Source organism: Acidovorax sp. SUPP1855 (assembly GCF_030158955.1).
In the GTDB taxonomy this organism is placed as follows: domain Bacteria; phylum Pseudomonadota; class Gammaproteobacteria; order Burkholderiales; family Burkholderiaceae_C; genus Paracidovorax.
On record NZ_BQXI01000007.1, the window covers coordinates 129,299 to 145,004 of the forward strand.

The following is a 15,706-nucleotide window of genomic DNA, read 5'->3' on the forward strand; positions in this document are numbered from 1 at the left end:
CACCATGCCCTTCACCCGCCGCTCCGTTCAAACCGCCGCCGCCCTCGCCGTGCTGGGGGGCCTGCTGGCCTCGCCCGCGTTCGCGCAGGACAAGCCCAAGATCGCGCTGGTGATGAAATCGCTGGCCAACGAGTTCTTCCGCACCATGGAAGACGGCGCCAAGGCGCACCAGAAGGCGCATGCCAGCGAATACACGCTGGTGGCCAACGGCATCAAGAACGAGACGGACACCGCCGCGCAGATCAAGATGATCGAGCAGGCCGTGGCGCAGAAGGTCAACGCCATCGTGCTGGCACCGGCCGATTCCAAGGCGCTGGTGCCGGCCGTCAAGGCGGCGGTGGACAAGGGCATCCTGGTAGTGAACATCGACAACCGCCTGGACACCGACGCGCTCAAGGAAAAGAACCTGACCGTGCCCTTCGTCGGCCCCGACAACCGCGCAGGCGCCAAGCTGGTGGGCGACTACCTGGCCAAATCGATCAAGGCGGGCGACAAGGTCGGCATCATCGAAGGCGTGTCGACCACGTTCAACGCGCAGCAGCGCACGCTGGGCTTCCAGGACGCGATGAAGGCCGCCAACATCAAGGTGGTGGGCGTGCAGTCCGGCCAGTGGGAGATCGAGAAGGGCAACACGGTCGCCGCCGGCATGCTGCGCGAGCACCCCGACCTGGTGGCGCTGCTGGCCGGCAACGACAGCATGGCGCTGGGCGCGGTGGCCGCGGTGAAGGCCGCCGGCAAAGTCGGCAAGGTGCAGGTGGTGGGCTACGACAACATCAACGCGATCAAGCCCATGCTGGCCGATGGCCGCGTGCTCGCCACGGCCGACCAGTACGCCGCCAAGCAGGCCGTGTTCGGCATCGAGCTGGTGCAGAAGGCCCTGGCCGCCAAGACGCCGCAGGCCCAGCTGCCGGCCGAGGTCAAGACCGAGGTGGTGCTGGTCACCAAGGACAGCAAGTAACCGCGCCCGCAGCGCCTGCCGACCTCCTCGCCTGCCGCCTTTGACCTGAGGACCGACCCCGTGCCCCCTTTGCCGCCCGCCGCCGCGCCCGCGTCCGCCCCCCTGCTGGAGATGATCGGCGTGGGCAAGGACTACCACGCCACCACGGTGCTCCACACGGTGACGCTGTCGCTGCATGCGGGCGAGGTGCTGGCCCTCACCGGGGAAAACGGCGCGGGCAAGAGCACGCTGTCCAAGATCCTGTGCGGGCTGGAGCCAGCCTCGCGCGGCAGCATGCGGCTCGCGGGCCACCCCTATGCGCCCGCCTCGCGCCGCGACGCCGAGGGCCAGGGCGTGCGCATGGTCATGCAGGAGCTGGGCCTGATTCCCACGCTCACCGTGGCCGAGAACCTGCTGATGGGCCGCCTGCCGCACCGCGCGGGCTGGCTGCGCCGCGGCGCGCTACATGCAGCCGCCCGCACGCAATTGGCCAAGATCGGCCTGACCGACATCGACCCGGCCACGCCGGTCGCACGCCTGGGGCTGGGGCAGCAGCAGATGGTGGAGATCGCCCGCAACCTGCACGACGACACACGCGTGCTGGTGCTGGACGAGCCCACTGCCATGCTCACGCCGCGGGAGACCAACTATTTGTTCGAGCAGATCGCGCGGCTCACGGCGCGCGGGGTGGCGATCGTCTACGTGTCGCACCGGCTGGAGGAGCTGCGCCGTATCGCCGACCGCGTGGCCGTGCTGCGCGACGGCGCGCTGGTGGATGCCCGCCCCATGGCCGGACTGAGCGAGGCCGATCTGGTGCAGCGCATGGTGGGCCGCGCGGTGAGCGACCTGGAACACCGCCCACGCCGCCAGGCCGGCCCGGTGGTGCTGCGCACCGAGGGCCTGGGCCGGGGCACGGCGGTGCAGGACGTGAACCTGGAGCTGCGCGCGGGCGAGGTCTTCGGCATCGCCGGCCTGGTGGGCTCGGGCCGCACCGAGCTGCTGCGCCTGCTGTTCGGCGCCGACCGGGCGGACCGGGGCACGGTGGTGCTGTCCGAAGGACATGATCCAAATCGGCCTCCAGCACAATCGGTACTAGGGCATGATGCTACAAATTCAATAGCGAATGATTTACACGAGCCGCGCGAACGCCGCATTCCGCGCGGCTTCGCCTCGCCGATGCAGGCCATCGCGGCGGGCATCGGGCTGGTGGCGGAGGACCGCAAGTCGCAGGGCCTGCTGCTCACGCAGCCGATCCGCGTGAACGCCACGCTGTCCGACCTGTCGGCCGTCTCGCGCCTGGGCTGGCTGCGCCGGGCGCACGAAAGCAGCGTGGTGCAGGGCTTCATCCGCACGCTGGGCGTGCGCTGCCGCGGGCCCGAGCAGCCCGTGGGCCAGCTGTCGGGAGGCAACCAGCAGAAAGTGGTGTTCGCCCGCTGGCTGCACCGCGACGGCCGCGTGCTGCTGCTGGACGAACCCACGCGCGGCGTGGACGTGGGCGCGCGCGCCGACCTGTATGCCGAACTCGACCGCATGGCGGACGCCGGGCGTGCGCTGTGCATGGTGTCTTCCGACCTGCGCGAACTGATGGCCATGGCCGACCGCATCGGCGTGATGAGCTCCGGGCGCCTGGTGGCCGTGTTCGAACGCGGTCAGTGGACCGAACAGTCCCTGCTCGCGGCCGCTTTTTCCGAACCCGGTGGCCGCACGGCCGCCCCCAAACCCCTTTCCGCATGAACACCCCCGCACCGGCGCCCCAGGCCGCCGCCCCTTCTTCTTCCGCCGCCACATCCGCCTCCGTCTGGCGCACGCAACTGGGCACCTTCCTGGGGCTGGCGGCCGTGCTGGTCGGCATGGTCGTGCTGTTTTCGTGGATGTCCGAGTACTTCTGGAGCCGCGAGACCTTCGTCACCATCGCCAACGAGATCCCGGCGCTGGCCGTGATGGCCGTCGGCATGACGTTCGTGCTCATCATCGCGGGCATCGACCTGTCGGTGGGCTCGGTGATGGCGCTGTCGGCGGCCACGTCGGCCGCCGCCATCCTGCAGTGGAAATGGAGCGTGCCGGCCGCGGCCGCGCTGGCTCTGGCCACCGGCCTGATCTGCGGCACGGTGACCGGTGCGGTGTCGGTGGCCTGGCGCCTGCCCTCGTTCATCGTCTCGCTGGGCATGCTGGAGGCGGTGCGCGGCGGCGCCTACGTGGTGACCGATTCGCGCACGCAATACGTGGGCGATGCCATCTCCTGGCTGTCGGCACCCGTGGCGGGCGGTGTCTCGGTGGCGTTCGTGCTGGCCCTCGTGCTGGTGGTGGTGGCGCAGCTGGTGCTGTCGCGCACGGTGTTCGGCCGGTGCCTGGTGGGCATCGGCACCAACGAAGAGGCCATGCGCCTGGCGGGCGTGGACCCGCGCCCCATCCGCATCGCGGTGTTCGCGCTCACCGGCCTGCTGGCCGGGCTGGCGGGGCTGATGCAGTCCGCACGCCTGGAAGCGGCCGACCCCAATGCCGGCACAGGCATGGAGTTGCAGGTGATCGCCGCCGTGGTGATCGGCGGCACCAGCCTGATGGGCGGGCGCGGCTCGGTCATCACCACCGCGTTCGGCGTGCTCATCATCGCGGTGCTGGAGGCAGGCCTGGCGCAGATCGGCGCGAGCGAGCCGAGCAAACGCATCATCACCGGCTGCGTGATCGTGGCCGCCGTGATCGTCGATACCGTGCGCCAGCGCCGGGCAGCCGTTTAATCCCCTGGCCGCCCCGCACCTGCACCCCTGATCCCATGGCCACCATCAAGGACGTCGCCCGCCGTGCCGAAGTGTCGGTGACCACCGTGTCGCACGTGGTCAACGGCACGCGCCACGTGAGCGCCGAGGGCCGCGCGCGCGTGGAGGCCGCGATCCGCGAGCTGGGCTACGTGCCCAGCGCCATCGCGCGCAGCCTCAAGCGCAACCACACGCGCACCCTGGGCATGCTGATCCCCAACAGCTCCAACCCGTACTTCGCCGAGGTGGTGCACAGCGTGGAGGACCGCTGCTTCGGCGCGGGCTACAACCTCATCCTGTGCAACACCAACGACGAGGCGCAGCGCCAGGCCTCCTACCTGCAGGTGCTGGCCGAGCGGCGCATCGACGGGCTGATCGTGGTCTCGACCGGGCACGACGCCACGCTGGCGCGGCAGCTGGAAAACCTTTCGATCCCCACCGTGCTCGTGGATCGCGAGATCGAGGTGCCCCAACCGCCCTGCGACCTGGTTGAAACCGCGCATGCCCAGGGCGGGCGGCTGGCCACCCGCCACCTGCTGGACCTGGGACACCGCCGCATCGCCTGCATCGGCGGGCCGCAGGGACTGGCGCCCAGCGAGCAGCGCATCGCGGGCTGGCGCGAGGCGCTGGCCGAGGCCGGTGCTTCCTCCGAGGGCATGCTGTCGCACGGCAACTTCACCAGCCAGAGCGGCTACGAGGCCATGCAGGCGCTGTTCCGTGCTCCTTCCGCACCGAGCGCCGTCTTCGTGTGCAACGACCTCATGGCCATGGGCGCGCTGTGCGCCGCGAACGAGCGGCAGCTGCGCATTCCCGATGCCCTGTCGGTCGTCGGCTTCGACGACATCGAACTGGCCGCCTTCACCAGCCCGCCGCTCACCACCGTCGCCCAGCCCAAGCTGCGCATCGGCACGCTGGCGGTGGACATGCTGCTCGAACGCATCGATGGCAAGCGGCAGGAGCCGCGCCAGATGCTGCTGCAACCCGAACTGCGCGTGCGGGCCTCCACGGCCCGGTATCTTTTTTCCTGACCCCAGCCCGGCTTCTTTCCCTTCCGTCCGCCCCTTCTTTCTGCTTCTCTTCGTCCCTTTTCTCCCGCGCATGAACGCCGCCCCTCCTTCCCGCCCCCGCATCGCCGTCGTCGGCAGCCTCAACATGGACCTGGTGCTGCGCGTGCCCCAGGCGCCCGGCGCCGGCGAAACCGTCATGGCGCATTCGCTGAACCACATTCCCGGCGGCAAGGGCGGCAACCAGGCCGTGGCGTGCGCCCGCCTGGGCGCGGACGTGCACCTGTTCGGGCGCGTGGGCGCCGACGGCAACGGCCAGGCGCTGCGGGCGGCGCTTGACGCCGACGGCATCGACCACTCGGGCGTGCAGACCGACGACAGCGCCCCGACCGGCGTGGCCGCCATCGTGGTGGACGACGCGGCGCAAAACCGCATCGTCGTGGCCGCCGGGGCCAACCTGCGGTTCGTGCTGGACCCCGCCACGCTGGCGCCCGCGCTGCAGGGTGCGGCCTGCCTGGTCGCCCAGTTCGAAGTGCCGCTGCCCCAGGTGCTGGCCGCCGCCGCCCAGGCGCACGCCGCCAACTGCCGCGTGGTGCTGAACCCCTCGCCCATGCAGCCCCTGCCCGATGCGCTGTGGCCGCTGGTGGACACGCTGGTCGTGAACGAGGTCGAGGCCGCCGCCCTGGTGGGCGGTGCCGTCCAGACCCCGGACGAGGCGGCGCATGCCGCCCGGCGGCTGCGCGCGCGTGGCCCGGCGCGCGTCGTCGTCACGCTCGGCGCCGCCGGCGCCGTGGCGGCCGATGCCTATGGCTGCCGCCACCACCCGGGCATGGCCGTGCAGGCCGTGGACACCACCGCCGCCGGAGACACCTTCCTGGGGGCGCTCGCCGTCGCGCTGGGACGGGGCGAGGCGCTCGATCCGGCCGTGCAGGGCGGCATCCGTGCCGCGGCGCTGTGCGTGACCCGGCCCGGTGCCCAACCCTCCATTCCCACGCGCGACGCCGTCGCCGCCAGCCCCCGCCCACCCGACTGGAGATTGCTATGAAACGCCGCGCTTTGCTGCACGCCGAACTCTCGCACGCCATCGCCTGCATGGGCCACGGCGACATGCTGGTCATCGGGGACGTGGGCCTGCCCATCCCCCCCGGGCCACGCCGCATCGATCTGGCCGTCACGGCCGGCATCCCCGCCGTGGACGAGGTGCTGTGCGCCGTCCTCTCCGAACTGCAGGTGGAGCGCGCCATCGTCGCCACCGAAGCCGTGGAACGCGCCGAAGGCCAGTTGCCGGACTGGTGCCTGCTGCCCGTGGCGCCCGAGACCGTGCCGCACGAGGAATTCAAACGGCTGTGCCAGCAGGCGCGGGTGATGGTGCGCACCGGCGAATGCACGCCCTATGCGAATGTCATACTCATCGCCGGCGTGACGTTCTAGACGGCCCGGGGCGGCGCGCCATGAAAGCCACCGCCATGCCCCCCCTTTCGACGCCCTCCGGCCCCGCGCCCCTGCCCCCCGGCATGACCGTGCTGGAGCGCGGCTGGCTGTCGGCCAACAACATCGTGTTCATCGGCGCCGGGGACACGGCGGTGGTGGACACCGGCTACTGCACCCATGCCGCGCAGACCGTCGCGCTGCTGCAGGGCGCACTGCAGGGCCGCGCGCTGGACCACGTGCTCAACACCCACCTGCACAGCGACCACTGCGGCGGCAACGCCGCACTGCAGGCGGCCTGGCCCGCCCTCGGCACCTTCATCCCCCCGGGCCAGGCGGCCCATGTGCGCCAGTGGGACGCCAACGCCCTGAGCTACACGCCCACGGGCCAGGACTGTCCGCCGTTTCGCATGGACGGCGTGCTGCAGCCGGGCACTGAAGTGATGCTCGGCGACCGGGCCTGGCAGGTGCATGCGGCCCCCGGGCACGACCCGCATTCGATCGTGCTGTTCGAGCCGGTCGACGCCGTGCTGATCTCGGCCGACGCGCTGTGGGAGAACGGCTTCGGCGTGGTCTTTCCCGAGCTGGAGGGCGACAGCGCCTTCGCCGACGTGGCGGCCACGCTCGACCTGATCGAGTCGCTGGCGCCGCGCACCCTCGTGCCGGGGCACGGCCGCGTCTTCACCGGCCTTGCCCCGGCGCTGGACACCGCCCGGCGGCGGCTGGACGGCTTCGTGCAGGCGCCTGAAAAGCACGCGCGCTACGCCGCCAAGGTGCTCGTCAAGTACAAGTTGCTGGAGTGGCAGCAGGCCGAGGCGCAGCGGCTCTGGGCCTGGGCCGCCGCGACGCCCTACTTCGCGCTGCTGCACGCGCGCTACTTCGCCGACCAGCCGCTGCAGGCTTGGCTGGAGGGCACGGTGCAGGACCTCGTGCGCTCTGGCGCCGCCGCCCTCCAGGGCACGCAGATCCACAACCGGTAGGGCAGAAGGCGCGGCCCCGGCCTTGCTGGCGCGGCACGCCCGTGCCGGGGCCGCTTTCACCTCTCACCCCTCGCCCGGCGCACCTCCCGTGCGCAATTTGTGGCGGAAATCTTACAAATTGTCAGATTCCACGCCGCGCCCCTGTCAGACAACACCTTAACGAGAGTGATTCGTATCAATAATCGCGCTGTTTTTGGTTCTGACAACAAAATGAAACACTCCAACTCCGTCAAGAAACCCCGCAGCCTCCGCCTGGCCGAGGGCGTTGCCGCCAGCCTCTCCACCGCCGTGCTGCTGCCATGGGCCGCCATGGCCCAGACCGCACCGCCACAGGACGCCACCGTCCTGCCGACCGTGACGGTGCAGGACCAGGCCATCGATCCCAACCCCAACGCCGAAGTGGGCGCGCCCTACAAGGCCAAGACCTCGGCCGACGTGCGCCACACGCGGCCCCTGGCGGAAACGCCCCAGACCATTTCGGTGGTGACCAAGGCCGCGATCGACGACTCCGGCTTCACCGACCTCAAGCAGATCCTCGCGGCCCAGCCCGGCATCACCCTAGGCACGGGCGAGAACGGCAACGCCTTCGGCGACCGCTACATCATCCGCGGCCAGGAAGCCCGCAGCGACGTGTTCGTGGACGGCCTGCGCGACCCCGGCATGACGACGCGCGAGAGCTTCGCCATCGAGCAGCTCGAAATCACCAAGGGCCCGAACTCGACCTTTGCCGGCCGCGGCTCGGCCGGTGGCGCGATCAACGCCATCACCAAGCAGGCCACGCTGGACTACGACTTCTCGCGCGTCTCCGTGGGCGCGGGCAGCGACGGCTACCGCCGCGCCACGCTGGATGCCAACAAGGGCTTCTCGGACCAGTTCGCGCTGCGCGCCAACGCGCTCTACAGCACCGAAGGCGTGCCGGACCGCGACCCGTCCAAGCGCCGCCGCGAGGGCCTGGCGCTGTCGGGCCTGTGGGAAGCCAATGCCAACCTGTCGGTCACGCTGGATTACTACGGCCTGCGCGCCAGGGACAAGTACCCCGACCTGGGCAGCTACCTGCTCGGCACGGTGCCCAACCGCGTGCCCGCCACCGGCGTGCCCGTGTACGCGCAGAGCCAGGACTTCCTGAACTCCGACGTCGACGCCCTGACGGCACGCGTCAAGTGGCGCATCGCGCCCGACAAGACCCTCACCAGCCTGACGCGCTACGGCACGTCCGACAACGGCTACGTGGTCACCGGCGCCTCGGGCGGCACGCGCTACAGCAACGGCACGCCGTTCACCAGCGCCTCGCTGAGCACGCACAACGGCTGGCAGGAAGTGAAGTACTTCGCGCACCAGACCAACCTGCGCTGGGACACCGAGATCGCCGGCAAGAAGAACGAACTCATCTTCGGCCTCGAATACACGGACCACCAGGTGACGCGCGGCAACTACGCCGTCACCAACACCGGCGCATTCAACTGCCGCACGCAGGCGGGCACGGGCGCCAACACGGCCTATTGCCTCTCGGGCCCCTCGGGCGCCGTCACGCCGGGCCTGAACTCCATCATGGGCCGGCAGATCGCCCAGACGCCCTGGGCCAACGACTGGCAGGTCAAGAGCTTCGCGCTCAGCGCCATGGACACGGTGGACCTGACCGACCAATGGACGGTGTTCGGCGGCGTGCGCGCCGACTACACCGACTTCAGCCTCGTCACGCGCAACGCCACCACGGCCGCGCAGACGGGCAACTACAGCTACACCGACACCCTGCTCAACGGCCACCTGGGCGTGTCGTACAAGATCAACCCCATGGGCATCGTGTACGCCAGCTATGGCTCGGCCCAGGACATCAACGGCGGCGAATCCGACACCGGCACCAGCAGCGGCTACGGCGGCCTGGTGGTCTACAACGGCAGCGCCGCCGGCGCCAAGCCCGAGACCTCGCGCAATCTGGAGATCGGCACCAAGTGGAACCTGCTGGACAACAAGCTGCTGTTCACGGCCGCGGCGTTCCAGACCACCAAGTCCGACGTGATGGAGGGCGCCAACTACGACTCGCTGGGCACCTTCAACACCGGCAAGAACCGCGTGCGCGGCGTCGAATTCGGCCTGGTGGGCAACGTGACCTCCCAGTTCACGGTGCAGGCCGGCGTGGCGTTCATGAAGTCCAAGGTGCTCAAGTCGGCCACGGCGGCCAACGTGGGCCTGCCGCTGTCGAACTTCGCCGACCGCTCGTTCTCGGTGCAGGGCAAGTACCAGCTGACTCCCGCGCTGTCCGTGGGCGCCACGGCGCGGCACGAAAGCGACCGCTGCGGCGGCCAGCCCGACACCGGCGCGAGCTACACCAACGGCACCTGCGCGCAGCCCGTGCCCTCGTTCACCGTGTACGACCTGTTCGCCTCGTACCGCCTGAACAAGCACGCCGACATCCGCGTCAATGTGCTCAACGCCGGCGACAAGGACTACTACACGGCGGTGTACCGCTCGGGCTCGTTCCTGTACAAGGGCGACGGGCGTGCGGTGCGCGTCACGCTCGACTACGAGTTCTGATCGGCGCGCTGGCAACGGCGCCCCGGGTCTGATCCAATGCCGGGCTCTGCCCGGCATTGCCGCTTTCAACGATGACCCCAGCCCTTTCCTCCACCGCACCGCCTCCGCCGCCGGACCGCATTCCGCCCGGCGTGCACGGCGCGCTCGACTACGCCCTGCTCGCGCCCAAGCACATGGATGCCGCGCACCATGCCTACGTGGCGGGCGGCAGCGGCCTGGGCGTGTCGGCGCAGGCCAACCGGCGCGCCTTCGACGGCTGGGCCGTGCTGCCCCGGCTGCTGCGCGACGTGCGCCACGGCCATGTGCGGGCGGTGGTGGGCGGCGAGGCCTGGGAGCACCCGCTGGCCCTCGCACCGGTGGCGTTCCAGGCCCTGGCACACCCGCACGGCGAGATCGCCACCGCGCGCGCGGCCGAGGCCACCGGCACCTGCCTGCTCGCCAGCACCCTGTCGTCCCGCACGCTCGAATCGATCGCGCAGGCCAGCGGCCCGGCGCGCTGGTTCCAGCTGTACTTCCAGCCACGGCGGGAGGACACGCTGCAGCTGGTTCGCCGCGCCGAGGCGGCCGGCTACCGCGCGATCGTCGTCACGCTGGACGCGGCCCTGCAGACCGCCGGCCGCCAGGCACTGGCGGCGGGCTTTCGCATGCCGCCGACCTGCGTGGCCGAGAACCTGCGCGGCCAGGCGCCGGTGGAGCCGCCCGCCCCGCAGCCGGGCCAGGGCCGGGTCTTCCATGCCATGCACTTCGCGCCCACCTGGGCCGACCTGGACTGGCTGATGGCGCAGACGCACCTGCCCGTCTGGGTCAAGGGCGTGCTGCACCCCGAAGACGCCACCGCCTTGCAGGCCCGGGGCGTGGCGGGCATCGTCGTCTCCAACCACGGTGGGCGCGGGCTGGACGGCGCCCCCGCCAGCCTGCAGATGCTGCCCGCCGTGCGGGCGGCGGTGGGCCCCGGCTGGCCCGTGCTGTTCGATGGCGGCATCCGGAGCGGCACCGACGTGTTCAAGGCGCTGGCGCTCGGCGCCGATGCCGTGCTGATCGGCCGGCTGCAGGTCTATGCGCTGGCGGTGGCCGGCGCGCTGGGCGTGGCCCACCTGCTGCGCCTGCTGATCGAAGAACTGCAGGCCTGCATGGCGCTGGCCGGCTGCGCCACGCTGGCCGACATCGGCCCGGGCGCGCTCGTGGCCCAGCCGCCGGCCTTTCCCTCCCTGTCCGAAGAAACGCCATGCTGATCACCCTCGAACACGTTCTGGACCCGGACGAAATCCGCCACTTCCGCCAGCGTCTGGATGGCGCCGACTGGCGCAGCGGCAGCGCCACCGCGGGCACTCTGGCGCGGTCGGTCAAGCGCAACGAACAGCTCGACGACGCCAGCGAGGTGGCGGTGGAACTGGGCCAGCACCTGCTGCGGGTGCTGGGCCGCCACCCAACCTTCATCGCGGCCGCCCTGCCGCGCAGGATCCACCCGCCGAAGTTCAACCGCTATGCCGACGGCGGCACCTATGGCGCGCACGTGGACAGCGCCGTCATGCAGTGGCCCGGCACGCAGCAGTCGATGCGCACCGACGTGTCGGCCACGCTGTTCCTCGCAGACCCGCACGAATACGACGGCGGGGAGCTGGAGATCGAAGGCCCGTTCGGCGTGCAGAGCGTCAAGCTCGAAGCCGGCGACCTGGTGCTCTACCCTTCCAGCAGCCTGCACCGCGTGACGCCGGTCACGCGCGGCGCGCGCATCGCCTCGTTCTTCTGGATCGAAAGCCTGGTGCAGGACGAGGGCGACCGCACGCTGCTCTTCGACCTGGATCAGACCATCCAGCGCCTGACCCCCTCGCTGGACGCCGCCGACCCGCGGCTGCTGCAGCTCACGGGCGTGTACCACAATCTCCTGCGCCGCTGGGCGCAGACCTGACACGCTGCGCCGGCCGAAACCGTTCCGTCCTCCCATTCCCTTTCTTTGCAGGAGCCCCCCATGAATTCCACCCCTTTTCGCCGTGCCGCCATCGCACTGGCCCTGACCGTGGCCGCCGGCGGCGCCTGGGCGCACGGCGACGTGCAGTGCCCCGCCCATCCCGCTTCGGAATGGCGCCCCCACACCGAGCTGCAGGAAAAGCTGGTCAAGGAAGGCTGGACCGTGCGCCGCATGGAAAAGACCCCCACCTGCTACGAGGTGTACGGCAAGGACCCGCAGGGCAAGCGCGTGGAAGCGTTCTTCGACCCCAAGACGCTGGAACGCGTTGAAGAAAAGTAATCCGCCCCACCCGCCCGTTCCCGTGTGGGACGTGGCGGTGCGGCTCCTGCACTGGTCGCTGGTGGCCTCGGTCGCCGCGGCCTGGATCACCCGCCACCGGCTGGGGCCCCTGCACGAGAACCTGGGCTACGCCGCCCTGGCCATCGCCTGCGCACGCGTGGCCTGGGGCTTCGCGGGCCGGCACCACGCGCGCTTTGCGCAGTTCGTGCGCGGGCCGGCCGCCACCTGGGCCTACGCGCGGGCCGTGGGCGCGGGACGCGCGCCGCGCCACCTGGGCCACAACCCGCTGGGCGGCTGGATGGTGGTGGCACTGCTGGGCTGCATCGGTCTGCTGGGGTTCACCGGCTGGCTCTACACCACCGACTTGTTCTGGGGCTACGGCTGGCTCGCCAACCTGCACGAGGGCCTGGGCTGGACCCTGCTGGGCCTGGTCGCCCTGCACGTGGGCGGCGTGCTGTTCACCGGGTACCAGCACCGCGAGAACCTCGTGCGGGCCATGGTCACCGGGCGCAAGGCCCCGCCCACAGGCGACGACGTGCCTTGAGCGCCGGCAGGCCGGGCTTCAGAAGCGGTGTTGCTGCGCGCACCCCATCACGTGGTTGCGGTCGTTGGAAATGCACTGGTAGAAGTCGCGCTTGACGCCCGTGGCCGACTCGCAGTCGCCGACCGTGATGTGGCTGCGCGTGGCGCGGATCTTGCCCGCCGTGGCTTCGTATTGCTCGCGCGACAGGTAGCCGTCGCGTGCGTTCTTGTCGCCGGTCTCCAGCATGGTGTCCAGGCCCGAGGTCGCGTTGCTCACCGCCCTGCCGCAGGACAGCGGCACCTTGCCCGGCTGCGTCTTGGTCAAGCCCTGCGCCAGGCCGTTCACCTGGTCCTGCACGTCCCGGGGCAGCTTGCGCGGCGCCGCGCCGGAACCAGTCCCGCCGCTGCTGCCGAACGGCACCGTGTTGTGCAACTGCGGCTGCTCGGCCGTGGACAGGTCCGGCGGCTGCTGGCCATACTGCGTGCGGCCCTGCGCATCCACCCACTTGTAGACCGGCTGCGCCGAAACGGCCCCGCACAGCAACCCGACTGCCACGGCGATGGCCGCAGCGGCCCCGATTCTCTTCTTCTTGGACATGGTTTTTTGTGTATTAAACGGCCGCCCCCCCGCGGCCGGGTGAAACCGCGATGCCGAGCGCCCTCGCACCCGGCACCGCGCAGGAATCAGGGCAGGTCCTTGTTCGGCTCCGGCACCGCGGCATCGCGCGGCCCCACGCTGCCCAGCCGCCCCTTGAGCGATTGCGGTTGGCCGCTCAGAATGGCCGCATAGATCGTCGTGTTGGCCAGCACCTTCTTCACGTAATCGCGCGTTTCGGTGAACGGCACGTTTTCGGCCCAGATGGCGGCCTCCAGCAGCGGGCCGTTGCGCCAGTTGCGCGGGCGGCCCGGGCCGGCGTTGTAGGCCGCCGCGGCCAGGGGCATGGAGCCGTCGAAATCGTCCAGCGCCAGCTTGAGGTAGGCAGTGCCGATGGTGATGTTGGTCTCGCGGTCGTTGATCTGGTCGGGCGTGAAATTCGCCATGCCGATCTTGCGGGCCGTCCAGCGGGCCGTGGCCGGCATCACCTGCATGAGGCCGGAAGCCCCCACCCCCGAGCGCGCGTCCATGACGAAGCGGCTTTCCTGGCGGATGAGCCCATACACGTAGGCCGGGTCGAGCCCGATGGCCTGCGACCGCGCCACCACCGTGCTGCGAAACGGCATGGGAAAGCGCTGCGACGCGTCGAACGCTGCCTTGGTGCGCTCGCTGGTGTTGATGCAGCGGTCCCACACCTCACGCTGGCAGGCGAACTCGGCGGCGGCCAGCAGCTCGCGGTCGGCCATGCCGCCCGGGCTGTGCAGGTTGGTGGCGTAGTTCCACTCGCGCACGCCTTCGCCGCGAAGCCCCAGCAAGATGGCGTACAGCCCGCGGTTGAGCGACGGGTTGGCGCGCACGGCGGCCTTTTCCTCGGGCGTCGGCGGCAGGGGCGCGGCCGGCAGCACCACGCGCTGTCCCAGCTCTTCCAGGGCCAGCATTTCATAGAAGCCGTTGGTGCCCGCGATGCGTTCGAGCAACTCGCGGGCGCGGGCCTTGTCTTCGTCGCCCGGGCGGTTGGACAGCCAGGCGCGGGCACGCCAGTAGGTCCAGGTGCTGTCCTGGCGGGCGGTGGGCGACATGGCGTCGATGGCGCGCGCCACCTGCTTCCACTGCCCGGCCCGCAGGGCGGCGCGCACCTTCCAGCCCAGGGTGTCGTCGGACAGGTCGGCGTCCTTGGACACGTTGCCGAAGTAGCCCATGGCGTCCGGCGACAACGCGATCGCCGTCTGCTTGCCGATCACGCCCCAGACCCAGTTGCGTTCCTCAGACGACAGCTGCACGCCCCACTTGGCATCCAGCAGCCGCGCCGCGGCGCCGGGGTCGGCCATGGCCATCTTGATGAGCCCGAGCACGACCAGCTCCTGGCGCACGCGCCCGGCGGCCGTGGCGCGGCTGGCCAGGAACTTGACGGGCGAATCGAACACCTCGCGCAGCTGCGGCAGCGCCTCGGGCGCCACGATCTCGACCGCGTTGCGCGTGGCGCGGGCGCGGTTGGCCTCGGCCGACAGGCGCGCCTTGCGCCAGATGTCCATGGCCGTGACCTTCTTGTCGGCATAGAACTCAGCCACCGCGTGCGTGCAGCCGTCGTCGGCCTCGCGCTGGCCGTACCAGTTGCGCAGCACCTCCTCGATGGCGCCGGCCGGCGCCGTGCCCTTGATCTGCTCGATCAGCAGCGCGTAGCAGCGCACCTCGCGGTCGTCGCCCATGCGGAACTGCGGGTGCAGCTCGGAAAACTGCACCCAGTCGCGGCGCTGGCCCACCAGCAGCAGCCAGTCGTTGCGCAGGCGGTCTTCCTGGTAGGTGCCGGCGTAGCGCTGCAGGAAGGCGCCCACCTCCTGCGGCAGGGCCTCGCCGAGGCGGGCCCGCAGCTCCCAGTAGGCGGCCCAGGGCTCGAGCACGTGGCCACGGGCACTCGGCAGCAACTGGGTGAGCCGTTGCCGGTCGCCCTTACGGAAGGCCTGCTGCATCTCGAGCAGGGTATCGTCACCCCGGTTTTGCGCGACCGCAAGGGTCGCGCCACCGGCGAGCAAGGCGCCCGCGACGAGCGGTGTCAGAATCTTGAGCAATTGCATTGGGGGAATTATGTGATGGACAAAGCAGCCCTGCGCCGCGCACTGGTAGAAGAACGCCTGAACCTCCCCGACCGCCTACAGCGGGCGGACCTGCTTCAGCGCGTCATGCGAATCTGGCTGGTGGACCGGCCCGACACCGTCATCGGGGCCTACTGGCCCATCAAGGGCGAGTTCGACCCGCTCCCGGCGCTGCACCGCTGGAAGGAAGACGGCGAACTGCTCGACGAGCCCCAGCGGCGCCGCATCGGGCTGCCGGTGGTGGACAAGGTGCACAAGACCCTCACCTTCCATGCCTGGTACCCCGGCTGCCCGATGGAGGAGGACGCCTACGGGATCCCCAAGCCCAAGGACACCGAGGTGATCGTGCCCTCCCTGCTGTTCGTGCCCTGCGTGGGCTACGGCCCCGGCGGCTACCGGCTGGGCTACGGCGGCGGGTTCTACGACCGCACGCTGGCCACGCTGCAGCCGGTGCCCACCACCGTGGGCCTGGGCTTCACGCACGGCTACATCGACGACTTCGAGCCCGAGGCCCACGACCTGCCGCTGAATGCCATCCTGAACGACAACGGCGTGGTCTGGCCGATCTGACCGGCCAGGGTCGCCAGGCACCGCTGATGCGCGGCGCGCATCAGTCG

15 protein-coding genes are annotated in these 15,706 nt (G+C 70.6%); 13 read left to right on the top strand and 2 right to left on the bottom strand.

Annotation, left to right across the window (positions count from 1 at the left end):
* The first annotated feature begins 4 nt into the window (after positions 1 to 4).
* From AVMA1855_RS08475 to AVMA1855_RS08530, 12 genes are all read left to right on the top strand, one after another.
* A complete protein-coding gene (locus AVMA1855_RS08475; protein ID WP_272565209.1) occupies positions 5 to 958 on the top strand; it encodes a sugar ABC transporter substrate-binding protein in 954 nt (317 codons plus the stop codon).
* 111 nt (positions 959 to 1,069) lie between these two features.
* Positions 1,070 to 2,671: a sugar ABC transporter ATP-binding protein gene (locus AVMA1855_RS08480; protein ID WP_284425430.1), complete on the top strand. Its 1,602-nt coding sequence runs from the start codon at positions 1,070 to 1,072 to the stop codon at positions 2,669 to 2,671.
* Entirely contained in the window at positions 2,668 to 3,672 is a 1,005-nt protein-coding gene (locus tag AVMA1855_RS08485) for an ABC transporter permease (protein WP_272565210.1), read from the top strand. Before AVMA1855_RS08480 ends, AVMA1855_RS08485 begins: the two co-directional genes overlap by 4 nt.
* A gap of 35 nt (positions 3,673 to 3,707) precedes the next feature.
* Positions 3,708 to 4,718, top strand: a complete 1,011-nt coding sequence (locus tag AVMA1855_RS08490) for a LacI family DNA-binding transcriptional regulator (protein ID WP_284425368.1) — start codon at positions 3,708 to 3,710, stop codon at positions 4,716 to 4,718.
* Positions 4,719 to 4,788: 70 nt separating this feature from the next.
* The gene (rbsK, locus tag AVMA1855_RS08495) at positions 4,789 to 5,739 is read left to right on the top strand and encodes a ribokinase (RefSeq protein WP_284425369.1); all 951 of its coding nucleotides are present in this window, start codon (positions 4,789 to 4,791) and stop codon (positions 5,737 to 5,739) included.
* Positions 5,736 to 6,125: a D-ribose pyranase gene (gene rbsD / locus AVMA1855_RS08500; RefSeq protein WP_272565214.1), complete on the top strand. Its 390-nt coding sequence runs from the start codon at positions 5,736 to 5,738 to the stop codon at positions 6,123 to 6,125. The genes rbsK and rbsD overlap by 4 nt, the downstream gene beginning before the upstream one ends.
* Positions 6,126 to 6,160: 35 nt before the next feature.
* Entirely contained in the window at positions 6,161 to 7,102 is a 942-nt protein-coding gene (locus AVMA1855_RS08505) for an MBL fold metallo-hydrolase (RefSeq protein WP_284425370.1), read from the top strand.
* A gap of 210 nt (positions 7,103 to 7,312) precedes the next feature.
* Entirely contained in the window at positions 7,313 to 9,634 is a 2,322-nt protein-coding gene (locus AVMA1855_RS08510; protein ID WP_284425371.1) for a TonB-dependent receptor, read from the top strand.
* A gap of 71 nt (positions 9,635 to 9,705) precedes the next feature.
* Positions 9,706 to 10,866 carry an alpha-hydroxy acid oxidase gene (locus AVMA1855_RS08515; protein ID WP_284425372.1) on the top strand — a complete coding sequence of 387 codons (1,161 nt, stop codon included), beginning with the start codon at positions 9,706 to 9,708 and terminating at the stop codon, positions 10,864 to 10,866.
* Entirely contained in the window at positions 10,860 to 11,543 is a 684-nt protein-coding gene (locus tag AVMA1855_RS08520) for a Fe2+-dependent dioxygenase (RefSeq protein ID WP_284425373.1), read from the top strand. The genes AVMA1855_RS08515 and AVMA1855_RS08520 overlap by 7 nt, the downstream gene beginning before the upstream one ends.
* A 60-nt stretch (positions 11,544 to 11,603) precedes the next feature.
* The gene (locus AVMA1855_RS08525) at positions 11,604 to 11,882 is read left to right on the top strand and encodes a PepSY domain-containing protein (protein WP_272565219.1); all 279 of its coding nucleotides are present in this window, start codon (positions 11,604 to 11,606) and stop codon (positions 11,880 to 11,882) included.
* Entirely contained in the window at positions 11,869 to 12,426 is a 558-nt protein-coding gene (locus AVMA1855_RS08530; protein ID WP_284425374.1) for a cytochrome b/b6 domain-containing protein, read from the top strand. Before AVMA1855_RS08525 ends, AVMA1855_RS08530 begins: the two co-directional genes overlap by 14 nt.
* A gap of 18 nt (positions 12,427 to 12,444) precedes the next feature.
* On the opposite strand, the gene AVMA1855_RS08535 is transcribed toward AVMA1855_RS08530, so the two are convergent.
* On the bottom strand, positions 12,445 to 13,002 hold the full coding sequence (locus AVMA1855_RS08535; RefSeq protein ID WP_284425375.1) for a DUF4124 domain-containing protein: 558 nt from the start codon (positions 13,000 to 13,002) through the stop codon (positions 12,445 to 12,447).
* Between the two features lie 86 nt (positions 13,003 to 13,088).
* Positions 13,089 to 15,071, bottom strand: a complete 1,983-nt coding sequence (locus AVMA1855_RS08540) for a lytic transglycosylase domain-containing protein (RefSeq protein ID WP_284425376.1) — start codon at positions 15,069 to 15,071, stop codon at positions 13,089 to 13,091.
* Between the two features lie 15 nt (positions 15,072 to 15,086).
* Between AVMA1855_RS08540 and AVMA1855_RS08545 the strand changes: the two genes are divergently transcribed.
* Positions 15,087 to 15,659, top strand: a complete 573-nt coding sequence (locus AVMA1855_RS08545) for a 5-formyltetrahydrofolate cyclo-ligase (protein WP_272565224.1) — start codon at positions 15,087 to 15,089, stop codon at positions 15,657 to 15,659.
* The last annotated feature ends 47 nt before the right edge of the window (positions 15,660 to 15,706 follow it).